This window comes from Pseudomonas sp. N-1-13 (assembly GCF_057787095.1).
In genome coordinates this window covers 758,352-776,563 of the sequence record NZ_JBYNRI010000001.1, presented here as the reverse complement: position 1 = coordinate 776,563, position 18,212 = coordinate 758,352, and the positions used below count along the sequence as shown (strand labels likewise).

Here is an 18,212-nt window from a genome sequence, read left to right as displayed (position 1 = left end):
CCTGCGTTCGGCCAGCGTGGTTAACGGGGCGCCGAGATCAACGTCCTCCGCGAGGCGGCCTGACAGCCGGCCTGGTTTTGGGCGAACGCGTTTCTCCTGTGGGAGCGAGCCTGCTCGCGATAGCGACACCTCGGTTGCATCGAGGCTGGATGGGCTGACATCGCGAGCAGGCTCGCTCCCACACTGGGATAGGGCTACGCCCGCAAGAGACAGGTCGGCTGTCAGACCGCTTTCGCGAGCAGGCTTTGCTCCCACAGGTCCGGCTCAACATGTCTGATGGGTGTACACCCGCAAAAAACAGGCCGACTGTCAGGCCGCCTCGCGAGCAAGCTTTGCTCCCACAGGTCCGGCTCACAGGTCTGATGGGTGTACACCCGCAAGAACAGGCCGGCTGTCAGGCCGCCTCGCGAGCAAGCTTTGCTCCCACAGGTCCGGCTCACAGGTCTGATGGGTGTACACCCGCAAGAACAGGCCGGCTGTCAGGCCGCCTCGCGAGCAAGCTTTGCTCCCACAGGTCCGGCTCACAGGTCTGATGGGTGTACACCCGCAAGAACAGGCCGGCTGTCAGGCCGCCTCGCTTTTGATTTTGATCTGGGGCGCCCCGTTAACCACGCTGGCCGAACGCAGGTATTGTGGAGTGGGCACCTCGGCATGGATGCCGAGGTAGCCGCGCTGGGCCATGGATGGCCCTTCGCGGCGGGCCCACGGAGCAATGCCGGAGTGAGGGCATGCCGAGCCTAGGCGAGGCACCGAGTGGTGGGGCAAGAGCGTTTTGGTTACTTTTGCGCTCTTCAAAAGTGACCCGCCGTAAGGGCGGAACCATAAGTAGCCGTTACCGCAGAAACGGATATATACCCAACCAACAAAACCCTGGCCGGCTGTCAGGCCGCCTCGTCACCAAGCTCACCCCCAAGCCAAAGCCGAACCCTACAACCGCCCCGCCGGCGCATACGGCGCAGGATCAATCACCGGCTCACGCCCCAACATCACATCAACAAACAACCGACACGACGCCGGAGCCAACACCAACCCATTGCGATAATGCCCACAGTTCAACCACAACCCCGAGAACCCCGGCACTTCACCAATATAGGGAATGCCCTCCGGCGATCCAGGCCGCAAGCCGGCCCAATGCCCGACCACCTCGGCGTCCGCCAGCGCAGGAATCAGCTGCTGCGCCGACGCCTTCAAACTATCGAGCGCAACATCGGTCGGGGTCTTGTCGAAGCCTTCGCGCTCCAGCGTACTGCCCACCAGAATATGCCCGTCGCGACGCGGAATCGCATAACGGCCCTTGGCCAGGACCATGCTCGATAGAAAATCCGACGCACATTTGTACAGAATCATCTGGCCCTTGACCGGCTCGACCGGCAACTTCAGCCCCAGAGTCTTGAGCAATTCACCGCTCCAGGCGCCCGCCGCCAGGACCACCTGATCGCCAAGGATCGGCCCCTCGGAGCTGTTAACCCCCACAATACGCCCACCGTCGCGGATGAACCCGCCGACCTCGCATTGCTCATGCAGCGTGACATTGGGTAGCGCCAGCAACGCAGCCTTGAGGGACTTCACCAACCGGGGATTGCGCACATTGGCCACATCGGCCATGTGGATCGCCCGGGAGAAACCCGCGCCCAGTACTGGCACCGCGTCATGGACAGCCGAGATTTCCACAGCCCGCAACGGGCGCCCTTCCCGCTCGGCCCAGGCCAGTGCTTCGGCCTGATCGTCCAGGTCCAGCCAATACAGACCGGTGACATGCACCTGCGGATCAACCCCCGTGGCCGCGAACAGACGCTGGGCCAGCTGTGGATAAAAGTCCTGCGACCAGTGGGCCAGTGCGGTGACCGCCGGGCTGTAGCGCCAGGGGTACAGCGGCGAAACAATACCGCCGCCGGCCCAGGACGATTCCTGGCCGACACTGGAGCGGTCCAGCAGCACCACGCGCTGCCCTTCGGACGCGAGATTGAACGCCGTCAGCAGGCCAATGACTCCGCCGCCGACAATCACCACTTGCTGTTGCCTGGTCATGTTCTATTTCAACTCACAAGACAAAGGGCGCAGGACAGCGCCCGAAAAAATAAACTCAGCGACCCCAGCAATCCTTGGCAGTCAGCCCGGCAGCAGCGTTGATGATGCTTCGCGCGCCCGTGTTGTTGATGGTGAAATCACCGCACTTGTCGGTGGCCATGGACGAGGCGCTGTTGCGCACGGCAGTCAGGGTGAAACTCTGATCCATGAGCGTCTGGGTAATGGTGTAGAAATCATTACCGCTGCTCAGCCCGGTCGCGTTGGTGTAGACATTGTTCTTGGAGTAATGGCGCTCAAGAATCTGCGCCTGCTCCGATAGCAGCCCGGCGATTTCGGCCCTTCGGCCCTTTTTCATGTATTCGGTCAGGCTCGGATAGCCGACGGTGATCACGATACCGATGATGGCGATCACGATCATGATTTCGATCAAGGTGAAACCCCGGTTGGATCTGCGCATACCTTATCTCTCATTGTATTTGCCGCCACATGATGCGGCGGCTGCCGCCGACGGATTTCCCCAGCAGGTCGGTGATACCGCCACCGGAGTCGTTCACGATCATGTTGGTGGCCCCGTTGGCACTGACGACAGCGCTCAAGGTCGGGATCCCGCCCGTGAAAATCACTCCGCTGGAGACCGTGTCGAGGCTGTTGAGCATGCCGTCACCGTTGGTGTCGAGCACCGCGTAGTTGAGCATCTTACCGTTGAACGCATCCACCTCGATCAGTTTGCCAGTACCAAAGCTGGCGCAGGGATCGGTGGTGTCCACCGCGGCCGTGGTGAAAACCACGCGCCCGAGCACCAGACTGGCCGGGTTGATCACCCGTTCCCCAGTCAATGCGTTGTTGTACACCAAGGGCAGATACCAGCCATTTTTTGCAGGATACGTCACGTCGGTCTGGCTGGTCGTCACGAATTGCCCGGTGCTGCCTGAGAACACCCCGGTGATCGACTGGGCTTGCAGGCTCGAAACCGGGATTTGTCCGGTACCGCCGACGGCGTCCCAGATCGAATAGAACCCCTGCAGATCCTTATTGAGCTTGTCCACCGCTTCGTTGAATTTGCCCGTGCCGAAAAAAACCTGGGTCCCGCCCTGAGGGTTTTCCGCCAGCAACGGCTGGACGGTGATGGGCTGGGTTGCACCACCGGGCGCGGTGAACAACGGCTGCCCGGCAAACGCAACGCCCCAGGCGGTGGGGGAAGTGCCGCTGAGGTCGAATTTCCACATCCGCCCTTTCAAGTCGCCACCGTACGCGGCCTGCACCACGTTCTGGGAATTGACCCGAAGCTTGACCGACGACAGGCCGTTACCCGTCTCGCTGTTATTGACCGTGATTTTCCTGATCAGCGAACCATCTCGGATATCCACCACGTACAGTGCCGCCACGCCGGTGTTGCTGCCATAGCCATTGGCGATGAACGCGGCCCAGCGACCATCGGCCAGGCGCGCGACTTCGGGACGCGCATAGGCGTAGCCCAGGTCATTGAAGGCGTTGGCCGTATTGGCGACGGTCGGTGCGCTGATTTCCCACAACGCCCGGAGCGCATTGCCTGCCGCTGCGTCGAACAATTGCACCGCATAGAACGCTTTGCCCCCGGCTCCGGTCCCGCCCAGGGCAACGGTCTTCCAGGCATTGCCCAATTGCGCATCGAATACGCCGATCTGCCCATCCACCAGGAACTTGTGACTCACGCCGTTGATGTAATTGGTGTCAGCGATGTCCCGCAACGAGGGCAGGACGCTCGAGGGCATATAAGCGTAACGCCGCGTGCCGTTTGCGCTGTTGATGACGCTGAAGAAACCATCGTTGGCATTCACCACGAGATTGGCGTTCATGTTCGCCGCCTTGGTTGCCAGGTAAGTGCTGTAGCTGGTGTCGTTCAGCAGGTCCGAGGCGGTCTGGTCGTTCGGCGAGGCCAGGAGCAGTGGCGAGTTGATAATGTCCCCCAGCAACGCGCTGCGCACCTTCAGCCCGGTTTTATTGACACCTTTGCTCCATTCCACCAGATCGCTGCCGGTGATCCCCGTGGGCAGGCCCTGGCTGAGGCTGGTTTGCTGGGCCGGTGAAAAGTTGCCGTAGGCCAAGGTTACCGGCGTGTTGGTCGCGGTGTTCCAGGACTGATAGGTCGGTGCCGTGGCACCCGGCACGATGCTGGTGTTGGTGGTCCATTGCACGGCCGCCGTATCGACCGTCCCCGCCGAGGTAAAACCGAATGCGCGGATGGTGCCTCGCCAGTCCTTGGGGTCATAGGTGGTCTGGTAATAGCTGGAGGTGGTGGACAACGTTGCACCGTTGGTGGTGCCGCCGCCCCCCGATCCGGCCTTGGAGGTGATGTCACTCAAGGCCGATGACAAGGCCGAGTTCAGGCCTTCGCTGTCGGACGCTGGATAATATTTACCCGCGCCGTAGCGAGCGGCGTCGGACAGCATCGTATTGGTGACGGCAAAACCCACGGTGTAGGTATTGAGGTACTGCCGGGGAAAATCCGTGGCATTCCAGCTCTGGCCGGTAACGTCGGAGCCGGTGGAACGCATGTCGATGTCGAAAGCGAACTTGGCGATATCGTCCAGATAAAGCGTATCGCCCTCAGCGTCACCGTTGCGGTCAGCACCATCGTTGGTACTGATGCCATCCCAGTTCGGCAGACGGGATCCGCCTAACGGATCGTTGGTGGGAAAGGTACGGTCGTAGGTGGGCAAGCCGTCGGTGATCACCACACCGAAATTCTTCTGGCACCGGTACTGGATCGGGCTGGTGTAGGTGCTGGGGCTATTGTTGTGGTACGGCGCCATGCCCCTGAAATAACGGGTGACCTCGTAATAGCTCTCGGCCAATGGCGTATTGGCGACCGCGCCCAGACCGTTGATGGCGTTGATCAGGGCACTGTAGTTGGCGTTGGCCTGGGTCTGGGTCACGCTGCCGCTGACGGGTGACAGATCGCTGACGACACGGGCGATGTAGCCCCCCGGGCCGGAGTTGCTGAAGTTGGGAGGATTGAAGGTGGCAAGCCCGATGCGCAAGGCACGATTGTTGGCGACCAGGTCGTTGGAGACATCCCGTGCCACGTTGATTCGATAGTCCCTGGGGATTGAGCCATTGGTGTAGTCCCGGTTCGAGCCGTTGGCCAGGGTTACCAGATACGCCAGGTACTTGGCGGTGTAGCGGGTATCGCCCCCACCCACCGGGTCTGGCAGCCGCAGACAGATCCGACCAAGGCCGGGCCGGTAGAAACCGTACCAGCCAGACGAGCATCCGCCCCGCAACAGGCTCATTAACAGAATGTTCGAGTCATCCAGATCCAGTTCATACCTATCGTTGCAATTGCTACTGGCGCTGCATGCATAAGTGCGCGTTTGCGTCACCGTCGGATCAAACCCCGACGCCCAAATGATGTTGTTCATACTCCCCGAGTCATCGATCAGCAGCATCACGTTGGGCGTGACTGCGGCGGCACTCAGCAACGGCGAATCCGAAGGCGTGAAAGCATAGGCCGGTGCAGCCAGGTACAGGCTGAGCAGCACACCCCACAACGCCTGCTTCCAATCGCGACGCACCTTAATATTTCGCATAGATGCTCTCCACGACGCTGCGCTGGTTATTTCCCGCCACAGCCACCGCCGTGATCCGGTACAGCGTCGCCGACGTATTGATCGGCACGTTGACCGCCGTCAGCGTGGTGCCCAGATTCTGCACGCCATAGAACCCCCCAGGGACGGCGATCCAGGTCACCCCCGACGATGAATTACGCCCGGCCGTCGTGAGGGTTGCCGATTCAGCCGGGGGTGCACACTGGGTCGCGGTGGTGCACACCGGCAGGGAGTAGGTCTCGGCCTGCACCGCACTTTCACCGACCCGCAGCGCTGCCTCGGCCAATTGGAAGGACTGGTTGCGCAGCATGACGCTACTGGTCATTTTTTCCTGGAGGGTGGCGCTCTGCATCGACGACAGTCCGATCAGCGTCAGGAGCAGCAGGAAAACCAGGCTGACCAGCAATGCCATACCGCGCTGGCGATGCTTGATGGGCGTTGAATTCATCAGTCGCCCTCACAGAAGCCGGTTGCGCAAAGCGGCAACCACGTTGAAGGTCTGCTCACGCACGTTGTTCTTCGGATCAAAGAGCGTGAGGGTCAGGCGCACGCTGCGGATCAGGGCCGGATTGCTCGGGTTGCGGCTGTAGCTCGATGCCGCGATGTCTGTCGCGCTGCTGGCCACCCCAAATGTCACATCGAATGCCCGGACGTTATCCACCAGCACCGCCTGGGTCGGGTTGCCAGCCCCGGTGCCCATCAACAACTGGTTATTGCTGAAACTGTAGACCAGCCGCCGTATCGGAAACGCCATTTGCCCGGCCGCCGGTATCCGCGCCCCGGTATAGGCGGTCGCCGTGTTGCGACAATCCGAGATCACGGTCCAGGTCGGCACGCCGCCGCTGTTGCCGACATCCGTCGTCACCAGGGTCAGCTTCAGATTGGCATTGTCCCAGCTGATCGGCGTGACCTTGCTGGCATTGAAATCCCCCGCCGAGGACGCGTCGAGGACGGTCTCCAGGCAACCGAACATGCCCACCATACGAAGCTCCTGGACCATCTTGCTCAGAGCGAACCGCGCATCCTCCTGCATCACCGCCGCCGCGCCCTGGCTGACGTAGGTCTTTTTGGCGGCGATGAAAATCTGCACCACACCCAGCACGACAATCAGGCTGAGCACCAAAGCGATCATCAGCTCAATCAGGCCGAATCCCCGGCAATGCCTGTTCATGGCGTCGCCCCGGGTGGGTCGACGGCGACGCGACTGGTCAGCACGAAACTGCGGCGAGCCTCGGCGGCGTTGGTCGTGTTGGCGGCCCGGGCGTCGTCCCAAGAGATGGTAATGGTGTAGACCCGCTGGTGCAGCGCAACAGTGCCGGTGGCCGTGGCGCCGCCGAAGCTGACGATGTTGGTCTTGAAATCGTAGAGATCCTGGTCCCGGGCTACGTTGAGATTGGGTGAACTGGGCGGCGTAACCGTGTAATCGGCGCCGGAGTTGGCACGAATGCGGTCGAGCATGTCGTAGGCGATGAAGCTGGCCTGGCTGGTCATGCGCGAGCTGTCGGTATATTTGAGGGCATTGAGCTGAACCATCGCCGCTCCCAGCAAGCCCACGCCAAGAATCAGCACCGCCACCAGCACCTCGATCAGTGTCATGCCATCCTGTGCCTGTTTACTGCAACCCTTCATCCGCAACTTCCACCCAATACGATTCGTCCATTGAGGCAAACACTCAGTGTCCTGCTCTGCGCCCCCCTTACATAATTGAAAGTCACCGGCGTGGCCGGTGCCGACAACCCGCCGAGGTTGTTGAAATCAATGCTGGTCACGTCTGAGGTTAGCGTCAGAGTCGCGCCGCTGCTCATCGCTGGAACAACCCGCAATACATTGGGCTCAGCGCCAGTACTGTCATACACCGTCAGCTCGCTGCTCCATACGCTGCCCTGGACCGTGGGGCGAATCCGTGTGGTGACACCACGGTCGATCGCCGTCATCCGGGCGAAGTTCAGTGCCCGGCGCAGGTCGTCAATATCGGTATCGGCCTTGGTGCCCTGCACCGAACCGGTAAGGGCCGGTACCGCCAGGGTGATCAGGAGCAGCAGCACGCCAAGGGCGACCAGCACCTCAATCAGCGTGAAACCTTTTGTACGAAGATCCATCGATGCCCTCCGTCGCCGTTGGCTATACCTGCTTCTACACGCTAGAACAAACGACTGCCTGTGGCGAGGGAGCTTGCTCCCTCGCCACAACAAGCTCTCCAGGGAGGAGACGTCATGTATCAACAGGGCTTTAGCCTGATCGAACTGCTCATGGGACTGGCGATTGCCGCGATTGTTCTGCCGTGGGCCGGTTCCGGATACAAAGCCCTGGTGGAATCCACTGACCGCGACGACGCCGCACGGCTGCTGGCCAGCGGTCTGCGCAGCGCCCGCAGCGAAGCGATCACGCGCAATCGGACGGTGACGATTCAAGGGATAGACAACGATTGGAGCCTGGGCTGGCAAATCATGCTGGACGGCGATGACCAGCCACTGCTGACGCAGCACAGCCGCCATGCTCGAATCATTGGCAACGGGCCGGTAAAACATTCGGTGAGATTCGCAAGCCAAGGGGAGCCGCTCCTGCCCAGCGGCGCATTTCAGGCGGGAACGTTACACGTTTGTGCACACCATAAGCCGGTCAGTCACCACCAGGTGGTCCTGTCGCGCAGCGGCCGCGTCAGCCTGCGCAGCGAGAAAACCGAGCAGGCCTTGTGCGAAATGGACTCAAAGCAAGGAGCGCACGCGTAGTTCCTTGGGCATGGAGAAGGTGACGTTCTCCTCGCGACCGGACAATTCATCGGCACCGGTTGCCCCCCAGGCCTGCAGTTGCTGGATCACGCCGCGCACCAACACTTCCGGCGCTGAAGCACCGGCGGTAATGCCGATACGCTCGACGCCGTCAAACCAGCTGCGCTGCATGTCTTCAGCGCCGTCGATCAGGTACGCCGGAGTGGACATGCGCTCGGCCAGCTCACGCAGGCGATTGGAGTTGGAGCTGTTCGGGCTACCGACTACCAGCACGACATCACACTCGTCGGCCAGTTGCTTGACCGCATCCTGACGATTCTGGGTGGCGTAGCAGATGTCATCCTTGCGTGGCCCACCGATGGCCGGGAAGCGCGCACGCAGGGCGTCGATCACTCGACTGGTATCGTCCATGGACAGGGTGGTCTGGGTGACAAACGCCAGCTTTTCCGGGTTACGCACCTGAAGGGCGGCGACGTCCTCTTCATCCTCGACCAGGTAGATCGCGCCACCATTGCTGGCGTCGTACTGGCCCATGGTGCCTTCGACTTCCGGATGGCCCTCGTGGCCGATCAGAATGCACTCACGACCGTCACGGCTGTAACGGGCCACTTCGATATGGACCTTGGTCACCAAGGGGCAGGTCGCGTCGAATACCTTCAGGCCACGGCCGGCGGCTTCGGTACGCACTGCCTGGGAAACCCCGTGGGCACTGAAGATCACGATGACGTCGTCTGGCACCTGGTCCAGTTCCTCGACGAAGATCGCCCCGCGGCTACGCAGGTCTTCGACGACAAATTTGTTGTGGACCACTTCATGGCGCACATAGATGGGCGGCCCGAAAACTTCCAGGGCGCGGTTGACGATTTCGATCGCCCGGTCCACGCCGGCGCAGAAGCCACGGGGGTTGGCGAGTTTGATTTGCATGCTGTGCCTCGTGTCTGTGGGAGCGAGCCTGCTCGCGATGCGGCAGAACAGTCAACTCGATGGTGGCTGTGATTCAGCCATCGCGAGCAGGCTCGCTCCCACAGGTATGGTGGGGGCGGTAACTGCCGTTAAATCTCAACTGCCTTGACGTCGATGATTTCCACTTCGAAGTTCAAGGTCTTGCCCGCCAACGGATGGTTGAAGTCCACGGTCACCTGGGCGTCGTCGAACGCCTTCACCACGCCCGGCAGTTCGGTATTGGCCGCATCGTTGAAGATCACCAGCAACCCTTCGGACAGTTCCATGTCCTGGAACTGGGAGCGTGGCATGGTCTGCACGTTTTGCGGGTTGGGCTGACCAAAGGCGTTTTCCGGTGGAACCACCACGGTGCGCTTGTCACCGGCCTTGAAACCGAAGATCGCCGCCTCGAAGCCCGGCAGCAGGTTGCCGTCGCCAACCTTGAACACGGCCGGAGCCTTGTCAAAGGTGCTGTCGACGGTGTCGCCGTTTTCCAGGTGCAGGGCGAAGTGAAGCTTCACTTCAGTGTTTTGAGCGATACGCTGCTCAGTCATGGACGGCTTCTCCGGGTTTCTTGCTCTTGAACATGTCCAGGGCGAGCATTACGGCGCCCACGGTGATGGCGCTGTCGGCAAAGTTGAACGCCGGGAAGTACCAGCGGTTCTGCCAATGCACCAGGATGAAATCGATCACGTGGCCCAAGGCAATCCGGTCATAAAGATTGCCCAGCGCGCCCCCAAGCACCAATGCCAGCGCCACGGCGAGCCAGGTCTCATCGCGACCCAGGCGTTTGAGCCAGACCACCAGCACGCCGCTGACCACGACAGCGATCAGGGCGAACAGCCAGCGCTGCCAGCCCGAACTGTCGGCCAGGAAGCTGAACGCCGCGCCCGTGTTGTAAGCCAGGGTCCAGCTGAAGTAGTCGGGGATGACCACGATCTGCTGGTACATGGTCAGCGAGTTTTCGAAGTGGAACTTGCTGGCCTGGTCAATGACCAGCACCAGCAAGCTCAACCACAGCCAGCTCAGCCGGCCGAAACGGCTCGCCACGTTAGACGCACTAGGCATAGTGACGAACCTCACCAGTGCCGCTGATGTTGTCGACGCAACGGCCGCAGATCTCCGGATGCTCCGGACTCACGCCGACGTCTTCGCGGCAGTGCCAGCAACGGGCGCACTTGGTGTGGTTCGACTTGACGATCTTCAGCTTCAGGCCGCTGACTTCAGTGACGACCGCATCGGCCGGCGCCTGCACCAACGGTGCGACACTGGCGGTGGAAGTGATCAGCACGAAACGCAGCTCGTTGCTCAGCTTGGCCAGATCGGCACTCAGGGCTTCTTCGGCGTAGAGCGTCACTTCGGCCTGCAGGTTGCCACCGACGGCCTTGGCCGCGCGCTGGATCTCCATTTCCTTGTTGACCGCCGCCTTGACCGCCATGATCCGGTCCCAATAGGCACGGTCCAGCTCGAAACCTTGCGGCAGTTCGGTCAGGCCTTCGTACCAGGTGTTGAGCATCACCGACTCGTTGCGCTCGCCCGGCAGGTACTGCCACAGCTCGTCGGCAGTGAACGCCAGGATCGGCGCGATCCAGCGTACCAGCGCTTCGCTGATGTGGAACAGCGCGGTCTGGCACGAACGGCGCGCCTTGCTGTTGGCGCCAGTGGTGTACTGACGGTCCTTGATGATGTCGAGGTAGAAACCACCCAGCTCCTGCACGCAGAAGTTGTGGATCTTGGAGTAGACGTTCCAGAAACGGTACTCACCGTAATGCTCCTGCAATTCGCGTTGCAGCAGCAGGGTACGGTCCACGGCCCAGCGGTCCAGCGCGAGCATTTCTTCGGCCGGCAGCAGGTCGGTGGCCGGGTTGAAACCGGTCAGGTTCGAGAGCAGGAAGCGCGCGGTGTTACGGATCCGCCGGTAGGCGTCCGCGCTGCGCTGCAGGATCTGCTCGGAAACGGCCATCTCGCCGGAATAGTCGGTGGAGGCGACCCACAAGCGCATGATGTCGGCGCCCAGGGTGTCGTTGACCTTCTGCGGGGCGATCACGTTGCCCAGGGACTTGGACATCTTGCGGCCGGACTCATCGACGGTGAAGCCGTGGGTCAGCAACTCGCGGTACGGTGCGTGGTTGTCGATGGCGCAACCGGTCAGCAACGAGGAGTGGAACCAGCCGCGGTGCTGGTCCGAACCTTCCAGGTACAGGTCGGCACGCGGACCGGCTTCATGGCCCATCGGGTGCGAGCCACGCAGCACATGCCAGTGGGTGGTACCGGAATCGAACCAGACGTCCAGGGTGTCGCTGATCTTGTCGTACAGCGGCGCTTCGTCGCCCAACAGTTCGGCGGCGTCCATCTTGAACCAGGCTTCGATGCCTTCGACTTCGACGCGCTTGGCCACCTCTTCCATCAGTTCGACGGTGCGTGGGTGCAGTTCGCCGCTTTCCTTGTTCAGGAAGAACGGGATCGGCACGCCCCAATTGCGCTGGCGGGAGATGCACCAGTCAGGACGGTTGGCGATCATCGAGTGCAGGCGCGCCTGGCCCCAGGCCGGCACGAACTTGGTGTCCTCGATGGCTTTGAGGGAGCGCTGGCGCAGGGTGTCGCCAGTGGTTGGCTGCTTGTCCATGCCGATGAACCACTGCGCGGTGGCGCGGTAGATCAGCGGGGTCTTGTGGCGCCAGCAGTGCATGTAGCTGTGTTCGATGACGGTGGTGTGCAGCAGCGCGCCGACTTCGGTCAGCTTGTCGACGATGGCCGGGTTGGCTTTCCAGATGAACTGGCCGCCAAAGAACTCCAGCGACGGCACGTACACGCCATTGCTCTGTACCGGGTTGAGGATGTCGTCGTTGACCATGCCGTACTTCTTGCAGGTCACGAAGTCGTCAACGCCATAGGCCGGCGCGGAGTGAACCACACCAGTGCCTGCGCCCAGCTCTACGTAGTCGGCCAGGTACACCGGCGACAGGCGGTCATAGAACGGATGACGGAAATTGATCAGTTCCAGCGTCGAACCTGGCGCGGTAGCCAGCACCGAGCCTTCGAGGTTGTAGCGGGCCAGGCAGGACTCGACCAGTTCTTCGGCCAATACCAGCAGCCTGTCGCCAACATCGACCAGGGCGTAGTTGAATTCCGGGTGAACGTTCAACGCCTGGTTGGCCGGGATGGTCCACGGGGTGGTGGTCCAGATCACGATCGACGCCGGTTTGCTCAGCTTGCCCAGGCCGAAAGCGGCGGCGAGCTTGTCTTCATCGGCGATCGGGAACGCGACGTCGATGGTCGACGACTTCTTGTTTTCGTACTCGACTTCCGCCTCGGCCAAGGCCGAACCGCAATCGAAGCACCAGTTCACGGGCTTGAGGCCCTTGAACACAAAGCCGCCCTCGACGATTTTCGCCAAGGCCCGGATTTCGCCGGCTTCGTTTTTGAAGTCCATGGTCTTGTAAGGGTTGGCGAAGTCGCCCAGCACGCCGAGGCGGATGAATTCGGACTTCTGCCCTTCGATCTGCTCGGTGGCGTAGGCACGGCACAATTCGCGGGTCTTGTCCGCGCCCAGGTTCTTGCCGTGGGTCACTTCAACCTTGTGCTCGATCGGCAGGCCATGGCAATCCCAGCCCGGGATATACGGCGCGTCGAAACCCGACAGGGTCTTGGAGCGCACGATCATGTCCTTGAGAATCTTGTTCAGCGCGTGACCGATGTGGATCGTGCCGTTGGCGTACGGAGGGCCGTCGTGCAGGACGAACTTCGGACGATCCTTGCCAATCTCGCGCAACTTTCCGTACAGGCCAATGCTGTCCCAACGCTGCAGAATCTGTGGTTCGCGCTGAGGCAGGCCGGCCTTCATAGGGAAGGCGGTGTCCGGAAGGTTTAGCGTGGCTTTATAGTCGGTCATTTAAGGCTCTTCATTAGCGATTGGCGCTGGTTGCGACAAGGGCACGGGCGGCGGCGATATCTGCATGGATCGCCGTCTTGAGCGCCTCCAGAGAGGCAAAACGCTGCTCTTCACGCAGCTTTTGGTGGAAAACCACCGTCAAACGCCGGTCATACAGATCGCCGGCAAAATCCAGAACATGTACTTCGAGGTGGGCCTTGCCATCCCCCTGGACCGTGGGCCGGACGCCGATATTGGCGACACCGGGCCAGGTCTTGCCGTCGATCTCGACACTCACCAGGAACACCCCGGTCAGCGGTACACGACGACGCTTGAGTTGCACGTTGGCCGTCGGCGTGCCCAGTTGGCGCGCCAGTTTCTGCCCGTGCAGGATCCGTCCGGCAATCCGGTACGGCCGGCCGAGCAAACGCTCGGCCAATTCGAAGTCGGCAGCCGCCAGGGCATTGCGGACCTGGGTACTGCTGACGCGCATGCCATCCATCTCGACGGTCTGCGCCGCTTCGACGGTAAAGCCCCGGGCCTTGCCGGCCTGTTGCAGGTAATCGAAATCCCCTGCCCGGTCGCAGCCGAAACGGAAATCATCACCGACTTCCAGATGTTTTATGTCCAGACCGCCCACCAGGATGGTCTCGACGAATTCGGCGGCACTGAGCTTGCTCAGGCGCTGATTGAAGGCCAGGCACAAGACCCGGTCGACGCCTTCGGCGGCCAGCAGATGCAGCTTGTCCCGCAGCCGGGCCAGACGGGCCGGCGCGGTGTCCGGGGCGAAAAATTCCCGGGGTTGCGGCTCGAAGATCACCACGCAACTGGGCACGCCCAATTCCTGGGCACGCTCGCGCAACCGCGCCAGGATAGCCTGGTGGCCACGGTGAACACCGTCAAAGTTGCCAATAGTGGCGACACAGCCCCGATGCTGGGGGCGCAGGTTGTGGAGGCCTCGAACCAGCTGCATAACGCGCTTCTTGCTCATAAAGTGGCCGATTATAACCACACCCGGCGGCCGACGACAGGCAACACCGTAACCCAAAGTGATCGAGCCGACAAAACCACTGCCCGGCCCGGGATTATCGAGGGTAAACCCTCAGCTCAAGCCCTTGCGGTTGAAGTCGCGCAGGCGAAAGCCCATCAGCAGCAGCATGCCGAAATACGCCACCACACCCGCCGCGACCAGTACACCCAGGCGCAGGAAACGCTCGAGCATCTGTCCTTCGCCCCAGGCTGGCATGAAATGCATCGCCCCCAGCAGCACCGCCGACATCACCCCCACGGCCACCAGCAGCTTGAGGCCGAACTTGCCCCAGCCCGGCTGCGGCTGATACATCTTCTGCTTGCGCAGTTGGTAAAACAGCAGCCCAGCGTTGAGGCACGCGCCGGCACTGATTGCCAGGGCCAGGCCAGCGTGGGCCAGCGGGCCGATCAGCAACAGGTTGAACAATTGGGTCATCACCAGGGTAAAAATGGCGATTTTCACCGGCGTGCGAATGTTCTGCTGGGCGTAGAAGCCTGGCGCCAGCACCTTGATCACAATGATCCCGAGCAAGCCCACCGAGTAAGCGATCAGTGCCCGCTGGGTCATCAGCGCGTCAAAAGCGTTGAACTGGCCGTACTGGAACAACGAGACGGTCAACGGCTCAGCCAGGATGCCCAGCGCCAGGGCACAAGGCAACACCAGCACGAAGCACAGGCGCAGGCCCCAGTCGAGGATGCGCGAGTATTCCTGGCGGTCCTGGCTGGCGTAGGTCTTGGCCAGGGTCGGCAACAGGATCGTGCCCAGGGCCACGCCCAACACGCCGGACGGCAACTCCATGAGGCGGTCGGCGTAGTACATCCACGACACCGAGCCGGCCACCAGGAACGAGGCGAAAATGGTGTTGATGATCAGGGAAATCTGACTCACCGAAACCCCGAGGATCGCCGGCAACATCTGCTTCATCACCCGCCACACGCCGCTGTCGCGCAGATTCAGGCGCGGCAGCACCAGCATGCCGATTTTCTTCAGGTGAGGCAGCTGATACAGCAACTGCGCCAGGCCACCCACCAGCACCGCCCAACCAAGTGCCATCACCGGCGGGTCGAAGTACGGTGTCAGGAACACCGCAAAGACGATCATGCTGACATTAAGCAGGGTCGGCACGAAGGCCGGCACCGAGAAACGGTTCCAGGTATTGAGGATCGCCCCGGCCAGGGACGACAGGGAAATCAGCAATATATAAGGAAAGGTCACCCGCAACAGGTCCGAGGTGAGCTGGAATTTTTCCGGGGTATCGGTAAAACCCGGTGCCGTGGCCCAGATCACCCAGGGCGCCGCGAGCATGCCGGCGACCGTAACCAGCGCCAGCACCAGCGTCAGCAAACCCGTGACGTAGGCAATGAACGTGCGGGTCGCTTCGTCGCCTTTCTGGCTTTTATATTCCGCCAGGATCGGTACGAATGCCTGGGAAAACGCCCCTTCGGCGAAGATTCGCCGCAACAGATTGGGCAACTTGAAGGCGATGAAGAAGGCGTCGGTGGCCATCCCGGCACCGAATATCCGAGCGATCAGCGTGTCACGAACGAACCCCAGGACGCGTGAAAGCATCGTGATAGAGCTGACGGCAGCCAACGATTTGAGCAGATTCATGAAAAGAGTTTTTGCCTGTCGATAAACAGCAGGCGAACAACGCGCCCACTTATGCGATACTCCGCGCCGCTAAACAGTGCAGAGCCAAAGCCCGCGAGTTTACAGGTCGCACGCCGGAAAGAAATCATCCGGTGCGTTGTACCTGCCATTCAGCGGAACGCGTCACCCGCCCTTGACAAGACATCAACTCATCGGCATGATTCGCGGCCTATTTTGTTTGCTATTTCCTAAAAAGTCTTTCGAGGAGCTCGACGGTGGCCAACACACCTTCCGCCAAAAAACGTGCAAAACAGGCTGAGAAGCGTCGCAGCCACAACGCCAGCCTGCGTTCCATGGTCCGTACCTACATCAAAAACGTAGTTAAGGCCATCGACGCAAAAGACGCTGAAAAAGCACAAGCTGCTTACGTTCTGGCTGTGCCAGTTATCGACCGTATGGCCGATAAAGGCATCATCCACAAGAACAAGGCTGCTCGCCATAAGAGCCGCCTGAATGGCCACGTAAAGGCCCTGAACGTTGCCGCTGCTGCCTAAGCGACGCGCTCGTTAAAAAACCGACCTTAGGGTCGGTTTTTTATTGCCTGGGATTTACCACACATACCGCAAAAAAATGTGGGAGCGAGCTTGCTCGCGATAGCTGACTAACACTCAATACAAGTTGACTGTTATATAGCTATCGCGAGCAGGCTCGCTCCCACACTGGGATTTGCCTCAGGTTATTGGGTACGAGCCCACGGCAGGATCGGGATCGCCGTCACCGCATTCTGCGGACTGCCTTCGATCACACGGTCGCTGTAGACCAGGTACACCAGCGTATTACGCTTCTTGTCGAGGAAGCGCACCACCTGCATGGTCTTGAATACCAACGACGTGCGCTCCCTGAACACCTCCTCGCCGTCCTTGAGCTCCCCCTTGAAGCTGATGGGACCGACCTGGCGGCAGGCAATGGATGCCTCGGCGCGATCCTCAGCCAGACCCAGGCCGCCCTTCACACCACCGGTCTTGGCCCGGGACAGATAACACGTCACCCCGTCCACCTTCGGATCATCGAAGGCCTCAACGACGATCCGGTCATTTGGCCCGACAAACTTGAACACCGTCGACACTTGGCCAATTTCCTCGGCCGAGGCCAGCAGCGGCAATGCCACCAGCAAGCCGATCAATCCTTTTGCCAAACCCATGATTTTTCCTTAGACGAGAATCAGGTTGTCACGGTGAACCAGCTCTGGCTCGGCCATGTAACCCAATAGACCGACAATCGCATCAGACGATTGACCGATGATTTTTTGTGCTTCGAGCGCGCTGTAGTTGGCCAGGCCGCGAGCGATTTCGCGACCATCCGGCGCCACGCACACCACCATTTCGCCGCGACGAAAACTGCCCTGGACCAGCTTCACGCCCACCGGCAGCAGACTTTTATTGCCTTGGGACAGCGCCGACACCGCCCCCGCATCCAGCACCAGCGTGCCACGGGTTTGCAGATGCCCGGCCAGCCATTGCTTGCGCGCCGCCAGCATGCCGCGCTCAGGGGACAACAATGTGCCAATGCGCTCGCCCGCCTTCAGGCGATCCAGCACTCGCTCCAGCCGACCACCGACAATGATGGTGTGAGCCCCGGAGCGAGCAGCCAGACGGGCGGCGCGCAGCTTGGTCTGCATGCCGCCACGCCCCAGCGCACCACCGGTACCGCCTGCCACCGCGTCCAGCGCCGGATCATCGGCACGGGCTTCGTAGATCAGCTTGGCATCAGGATTGTTGCGCGGGTCGGCGTCGAACATGCCGTCGCGATCCGTGAGAATCACCAGCAGGTCCGCTTCCACCAGGTTCGCCACTAACGCGGCCAGGGTGTCGTTGTCGCCGAAACGAATCTCGTCGGTAACCACAGTGTCGTTTTCGTTGATCACCGGGATGACTTTCAGCTCGACCAGCGCCCGCAAGGTACTGCGGGCATTGAGGTAGCGCTTGCGGTCGGACAGGTCGTCATGGGTCAGCAGGATCTGCGCCGTATGGCGACCGTGCTCGGCAAAGCTCGACTCCCAGGCCTGCACCAGCCCCATCTGACCGATGGCGGCAGCGGCCTGCAACTCGTGCATCGCGCTGGGTCGCGATGTCCAGCCCAACCGGCTCATGCCAGCGGCTACAGCCCCCGAAGAGACCAAGACCAGTTCGACGCCAGCCTCATGCAAAGCCACCATCTGCTCGACCCACACCGCCATTGCCTTGCGATCCAGGCCCTTGCCATCCGCCGTCAGCAATGCGCTGCCGATCTTCACGACCCAGCGCTGCGCACCCGTCACCTTGCTCCGCATCATCTTCAACCTTTGCCAGCGAACGGCGCGACCCAGCACCGCCCATGAGATTATTCGTATTTGCGTTTTACAGATACCAAAACGCCGCTCGAATGAGCGGCGCCTT

Annotated in this window: 17 protein-coding genes; 2 read left to right on the top strand and 15 right to left on the bottom strand. The window is 61.2% G+C overall.

Annotated features, from left to right (window positions below):
- Positions 1–927: 927 nt before the first annotated feature.
- From thiO to AC3I65_RS03415, 7 genes are read right to left on the bottom strand one after another with little or no spacing between them, the layout of a single operon-like run.
- Positions 928–2,028 (bottom strand): glycine oxidase ThiO, encoded by a 1,101-nt coding sequence (gene thiO / locus AC3I65_RS03445; protein ID WP_047230179.1) that lies wholly within the window; start codon positions 2,026–2,028, stop codon positions 928–930.
- A 55-nt stretch (positions 2,029–2,083) separates the two neighbouring features.
- A complete protein-coding gene (locus tag AC3I65_RS03440) occupies positions 2,084–2,485 on the bottom strand; it encodes a type IV pilin protein (protein WP_076386375.1) in 402 nt (133 codons plus the stop codon).
- 10 nt (positions 2,486–2,495) lie between these two features.
- Positions 2,496–5,597 carry a pilus assembly protein gene (locus AC3I65_RS03435; protein WP_488523458.1) on the bottom strand — a complete coding sequence of 1,034 codons (3,102 nt, stop codon included), beginning with the start codon at positions 5,595–5,597 and terminating at the stop codon, positions 2,496–2,498.
- Positions 5,584–6,063, bottom strand: coding sequence for a pilus assembly PilX family protein (locus tag AC3I65_RS03430; RefSeq protein WP_488523457.1), 480 nt, complete (start codon positions 6,061–6,063; stop codon positions 5,584–5,586). The genes AC3I65_RS03435 and AC3I65_RS03430 overlap by 14 nt, the downstream gene beginning before the upstream one ends.
- Before the next feature lie 9 nt (positions 6,064–6,072).
- A complete protein-coding gene (locus AC3I65_RS03425; RefSeq protein WP_488523456.1) occupies positions 6,073–6,786 on the bottom strand; it encodes a PilW family protein in 714 nt (237 codons plus the stop codon).
- Positions 6,783–7,244, bottom strand: a complete 462-nt coding sequence (gene pilV, locus AC3I65_RS03420) for a type IV pilus modification protein PilV (protein WP_047230174.1) — start codon at positions 7,242–7,244, stop codon at positions 6,783–6,785. Before pilV ends, AC3I65_RS03425 begins: the two co-directional genes overlap by 4 nt.
- Entirely contained in the window at positions 7,241–7,714 is a 474-nt protein-coding gene (locus AC3I65_RS03415; protein WP_047230173.1) for a GspH/FimT family pseudopilin, read from the bottom strand. Before AC3I65_RS03415 ends, pilV begins: the two co-directional genes overlap by 4 nt.
- A gap of 114 nt (positions 7,715–7,828) precedes the next feature.
- On the opposite strand from AC3I65_RS03415, the gene AC3I65_RS03410 reads away from it, so the two are divergent.
- The gene (locus tag AC3I65_RS03410) at positions 7,829–8,344 is read left to right on the top strand and encodes a GspH/FimT family pseudopilin (protein WP_076386386.1); all 516 of its coding nucleotides are present in this window, start codon (positions 7,829–7,831) and stop codon (positions 8,342–8,344) included.
- Here AC3I65_RS03410 and ispH read toward each other — a convergent pair.
- The 6 genes from ispH to murJ form a co-directional block, all read right to left on the bottom strand.
- Complete coding sequence (gene ispH / locus AC3I65_RS03405; RefSeq protein ID WP_047230171.1) at positions 8,321–9,268, bottom strand: 4-hydroxy-3-methylbut-2-enyl diphosphate reductase; 948 nt, start codon at positions 9,266–9,268, stop codon at positions 8,321–8,323. The two genes, AC3I65_RS03410 and ispH, sit on opposite strands and share 24 nt — an antisense overlap.
- Positions 9,269–9,396: 128 nt before the next feature.
- Positions 9,397–9,840, bottom strand: a complete 444-nt coding sequence (gene fkpB, locus AC3I65_RS03400) for an FKBP-type peptidyl-prolyl cis-trans isomerase (RefSeq protein WP_047230170.1) — start codon at positions 9,838–9,840, stop codon at positions 9,397–9,399.
- Positions 9,833–10,354, bottom strand: coding sequence for a signal peptidase II (gene lspA / locus AC3I65_RS03395; RefSeq protein WP_047230169.1), 522 nt, complete (start codon positions 10,352–10,354; stop codon positions 9,833–9,835). Before lspA ends, fkpB begins: the two co-directional genes overlap by 8 nt.
- The gene (gene ileS, locus AC3I65_RS03390; protein WP_488523455.1) at positions 10,347–13,178 is read right to left on the bottom strand and encodes an isoleucine--tRNA ligase; all 2,832 of its coding nucleotides are present in this window, start codon (positions 13,176–13,178) and stop codon (positions 10,347–10,349) included. The genes lspA and ileS overlap by 8 nt, the downstream gene beginning before the upstream one ends.
- 13 nt (positions 13,179–13,191) lie before the next feature.
- A complete protein-coding gene (ribF, locus tag AC3I65_RS03385) occupies positions 13,192–14,130 on the bottom strand; it encodes a bifunctional riboflavin kinase/FAD synthetase (protein ID WP_047230167.1) in 939 nt (312 codons plus the stop codon).
- A gap of 129 nt (positions 14,131–14,259) precedes the next feature.
- A complete protein-coding gene (gene murJ, locus AC3I65_RS03380) occupies positions 14,260–15,798 on the bottom strand; it encodes a murein biosynthesis integral membrane protein MurJ (protein WP_076386390.1) in 1,539 nt (512 codons plus the stop codon).
- Positions 15,799–16,052: 254 nt separating this feature from the next.
- Here murJ and rpsT point away from each other — a divergent pair, with 254 nt between their 5' ends.
- Positions 16,053–16,331, top strand: coding sequence for a 30S ribosomal protein S20 (gene rpsT, locus AC3I65_RS03375; protein WP_003185593.1), 279 nt, complete (start codon positions 16,053–16,055; stop codon positions 16,329–16,331).
- A gap of 182 nt (positions 16,332–16,513) precedes the next feature.
- Here the strand turns inward: rpsT and AC3I65_RS03370 are convergent, their stop codons facing one another.
- Complete coding sequence (locus AC3I65_RS03370; RefSeq protein WP_076386392.1) at positions 16,514–16,978, bottom strand: CreA family protein; 465 nt, start codon at positions 16,976–16,978, stop codon at positions 16,514–16,516.
- A 9-nt stretch (positions 16,979–16,987) separates the two neighbouring features.
- Positions 16,988–18,106: a glutamate 5-kinase gene (gene proB / locus AC3I65_RS03365; protein ID WP_047230164.1), complete on the bottom strand. Its 1,119-nt coding sequence runs from the start codon at positions 18,104–18,106 to the stop codon at positions 16,988–16,990.
- Positions 18,107–18,212 lie beyond the last annotated feature (106 nt).

Excerpts from the sequence above, each read along its gene's own strand:
- pilV (WP_047230174.1), bottom strand. The coding sequence starts at position 7,244 with ATGAAGGGTTGCAGTAAACAGGCACAGGATGGCATGACACTGATCGAG.
- AC3I65_RS03415 (WP_047230173.1), bottom strand. The coding sequence starts at position 7,714 with ATGGATCTTCGTACAAAAGGTTTCACGCTGATTGAGGTGCTGGTCGCC.
- lspA (WP_047230169.1), bottom strand. The coding sequence starts at position 10,354 with ATGCCTAGTGCGTCTAACGTGGCGAGCCGTTTCGGCCGGCTGAGCTGG.
- ispH (WP_047230171.1), bottom strand. The coding sequence starts at position 9,268 with ATGCAAATCAAACTCGCCAACCCCCGTGGCTTCTGCGCCGGCGTGGAC.
- AC3I65_RS03435 (WP_488523458.1), bottom strand. The coding sequence starts at position 5,597 with ATGCGAAATATTAAGGTGCGTCGCGATTGGAAGCAGGCGTTGTGGGGT.
- AC3I65_RS03370 (WP_076386392.1), bottom strand. The coding sequence starts at position 16,978 with ATGGGTTTGGCAAAAGGATTGATCGGCTTGCTGGTGGCATTGCCGCTG.
- AC3I65_RS03410 (WP_076386386.1), top strand. The coding sequence starts at position 7,829 with ATGTATCAACAGGGCTTTAGCCTGATCGAACTGCTCATGGGACTGGCG.
- murJ (WP_076386390.1), bottom strand. The coding sequence starts at position 15,798 with ATGAATCTGCTCAAATCGTTGGCTGCCGTCAGCTCTATCACGATGCTT.
- fkpB (WP_047230170.1), bottom strand. The coding sequence starts at position 9,840 with ATGACTGAGCAGCGTATCGCTCAAAACACTGAAGTGAAGCTTCACTTC.
- AC3I65_RS03425 (WP_488523456.1), bottom strand. The coding sequence starts at position 6,786 with ATGAACAGGCATTGCCGGGGATTCGGCCTGATTGAGCTGATGATCGCT.
- proB (WP_047230164.1), bottom strand. The coding sequence starts at position 18,106 with ATGCGGAGCAAGGTGACGGGTGCGCAGCGCTGGGTCGTGAAGATCGGC.
- AC3I65_RS03440 (WP_076386375.1), bottom strand. The coding sequence starts at position 2,485 with ATGCGCAGATCCAACCGGGGTTTCACCTTGATCGAAATCATGATCGTG.
- ribF (WP_047230167.1), bottom strand. The coding sequence starts at position 14,130 with ATGCAGCTGGTTCGAGGCCTCCACAACCTGCGCCCCCAGCATCGGGGC.
- ileS (WP_488523455.1), bottom strand. The coding sequence starts at position 13,178 with ATGACCGACTATAAAGCCACGCTAAACCTTCCGGACACCGCCTTCCCT.
- thiO (WP_047230179.1), bottom strand. The coding sequence starts at position 2,028 with ATGACCAGGCAACAGCAAGTGGTGATTGTCGGCGGCGGAGTCATTGGC.
- AC3I65_RS03430 (WP_488523457.1), bottom strand. The coding sequence starts at position 6,063 with ATGAATTCAACGCCCATCAAGCATCGCCAGCGCGGTATGGCATTGCTG.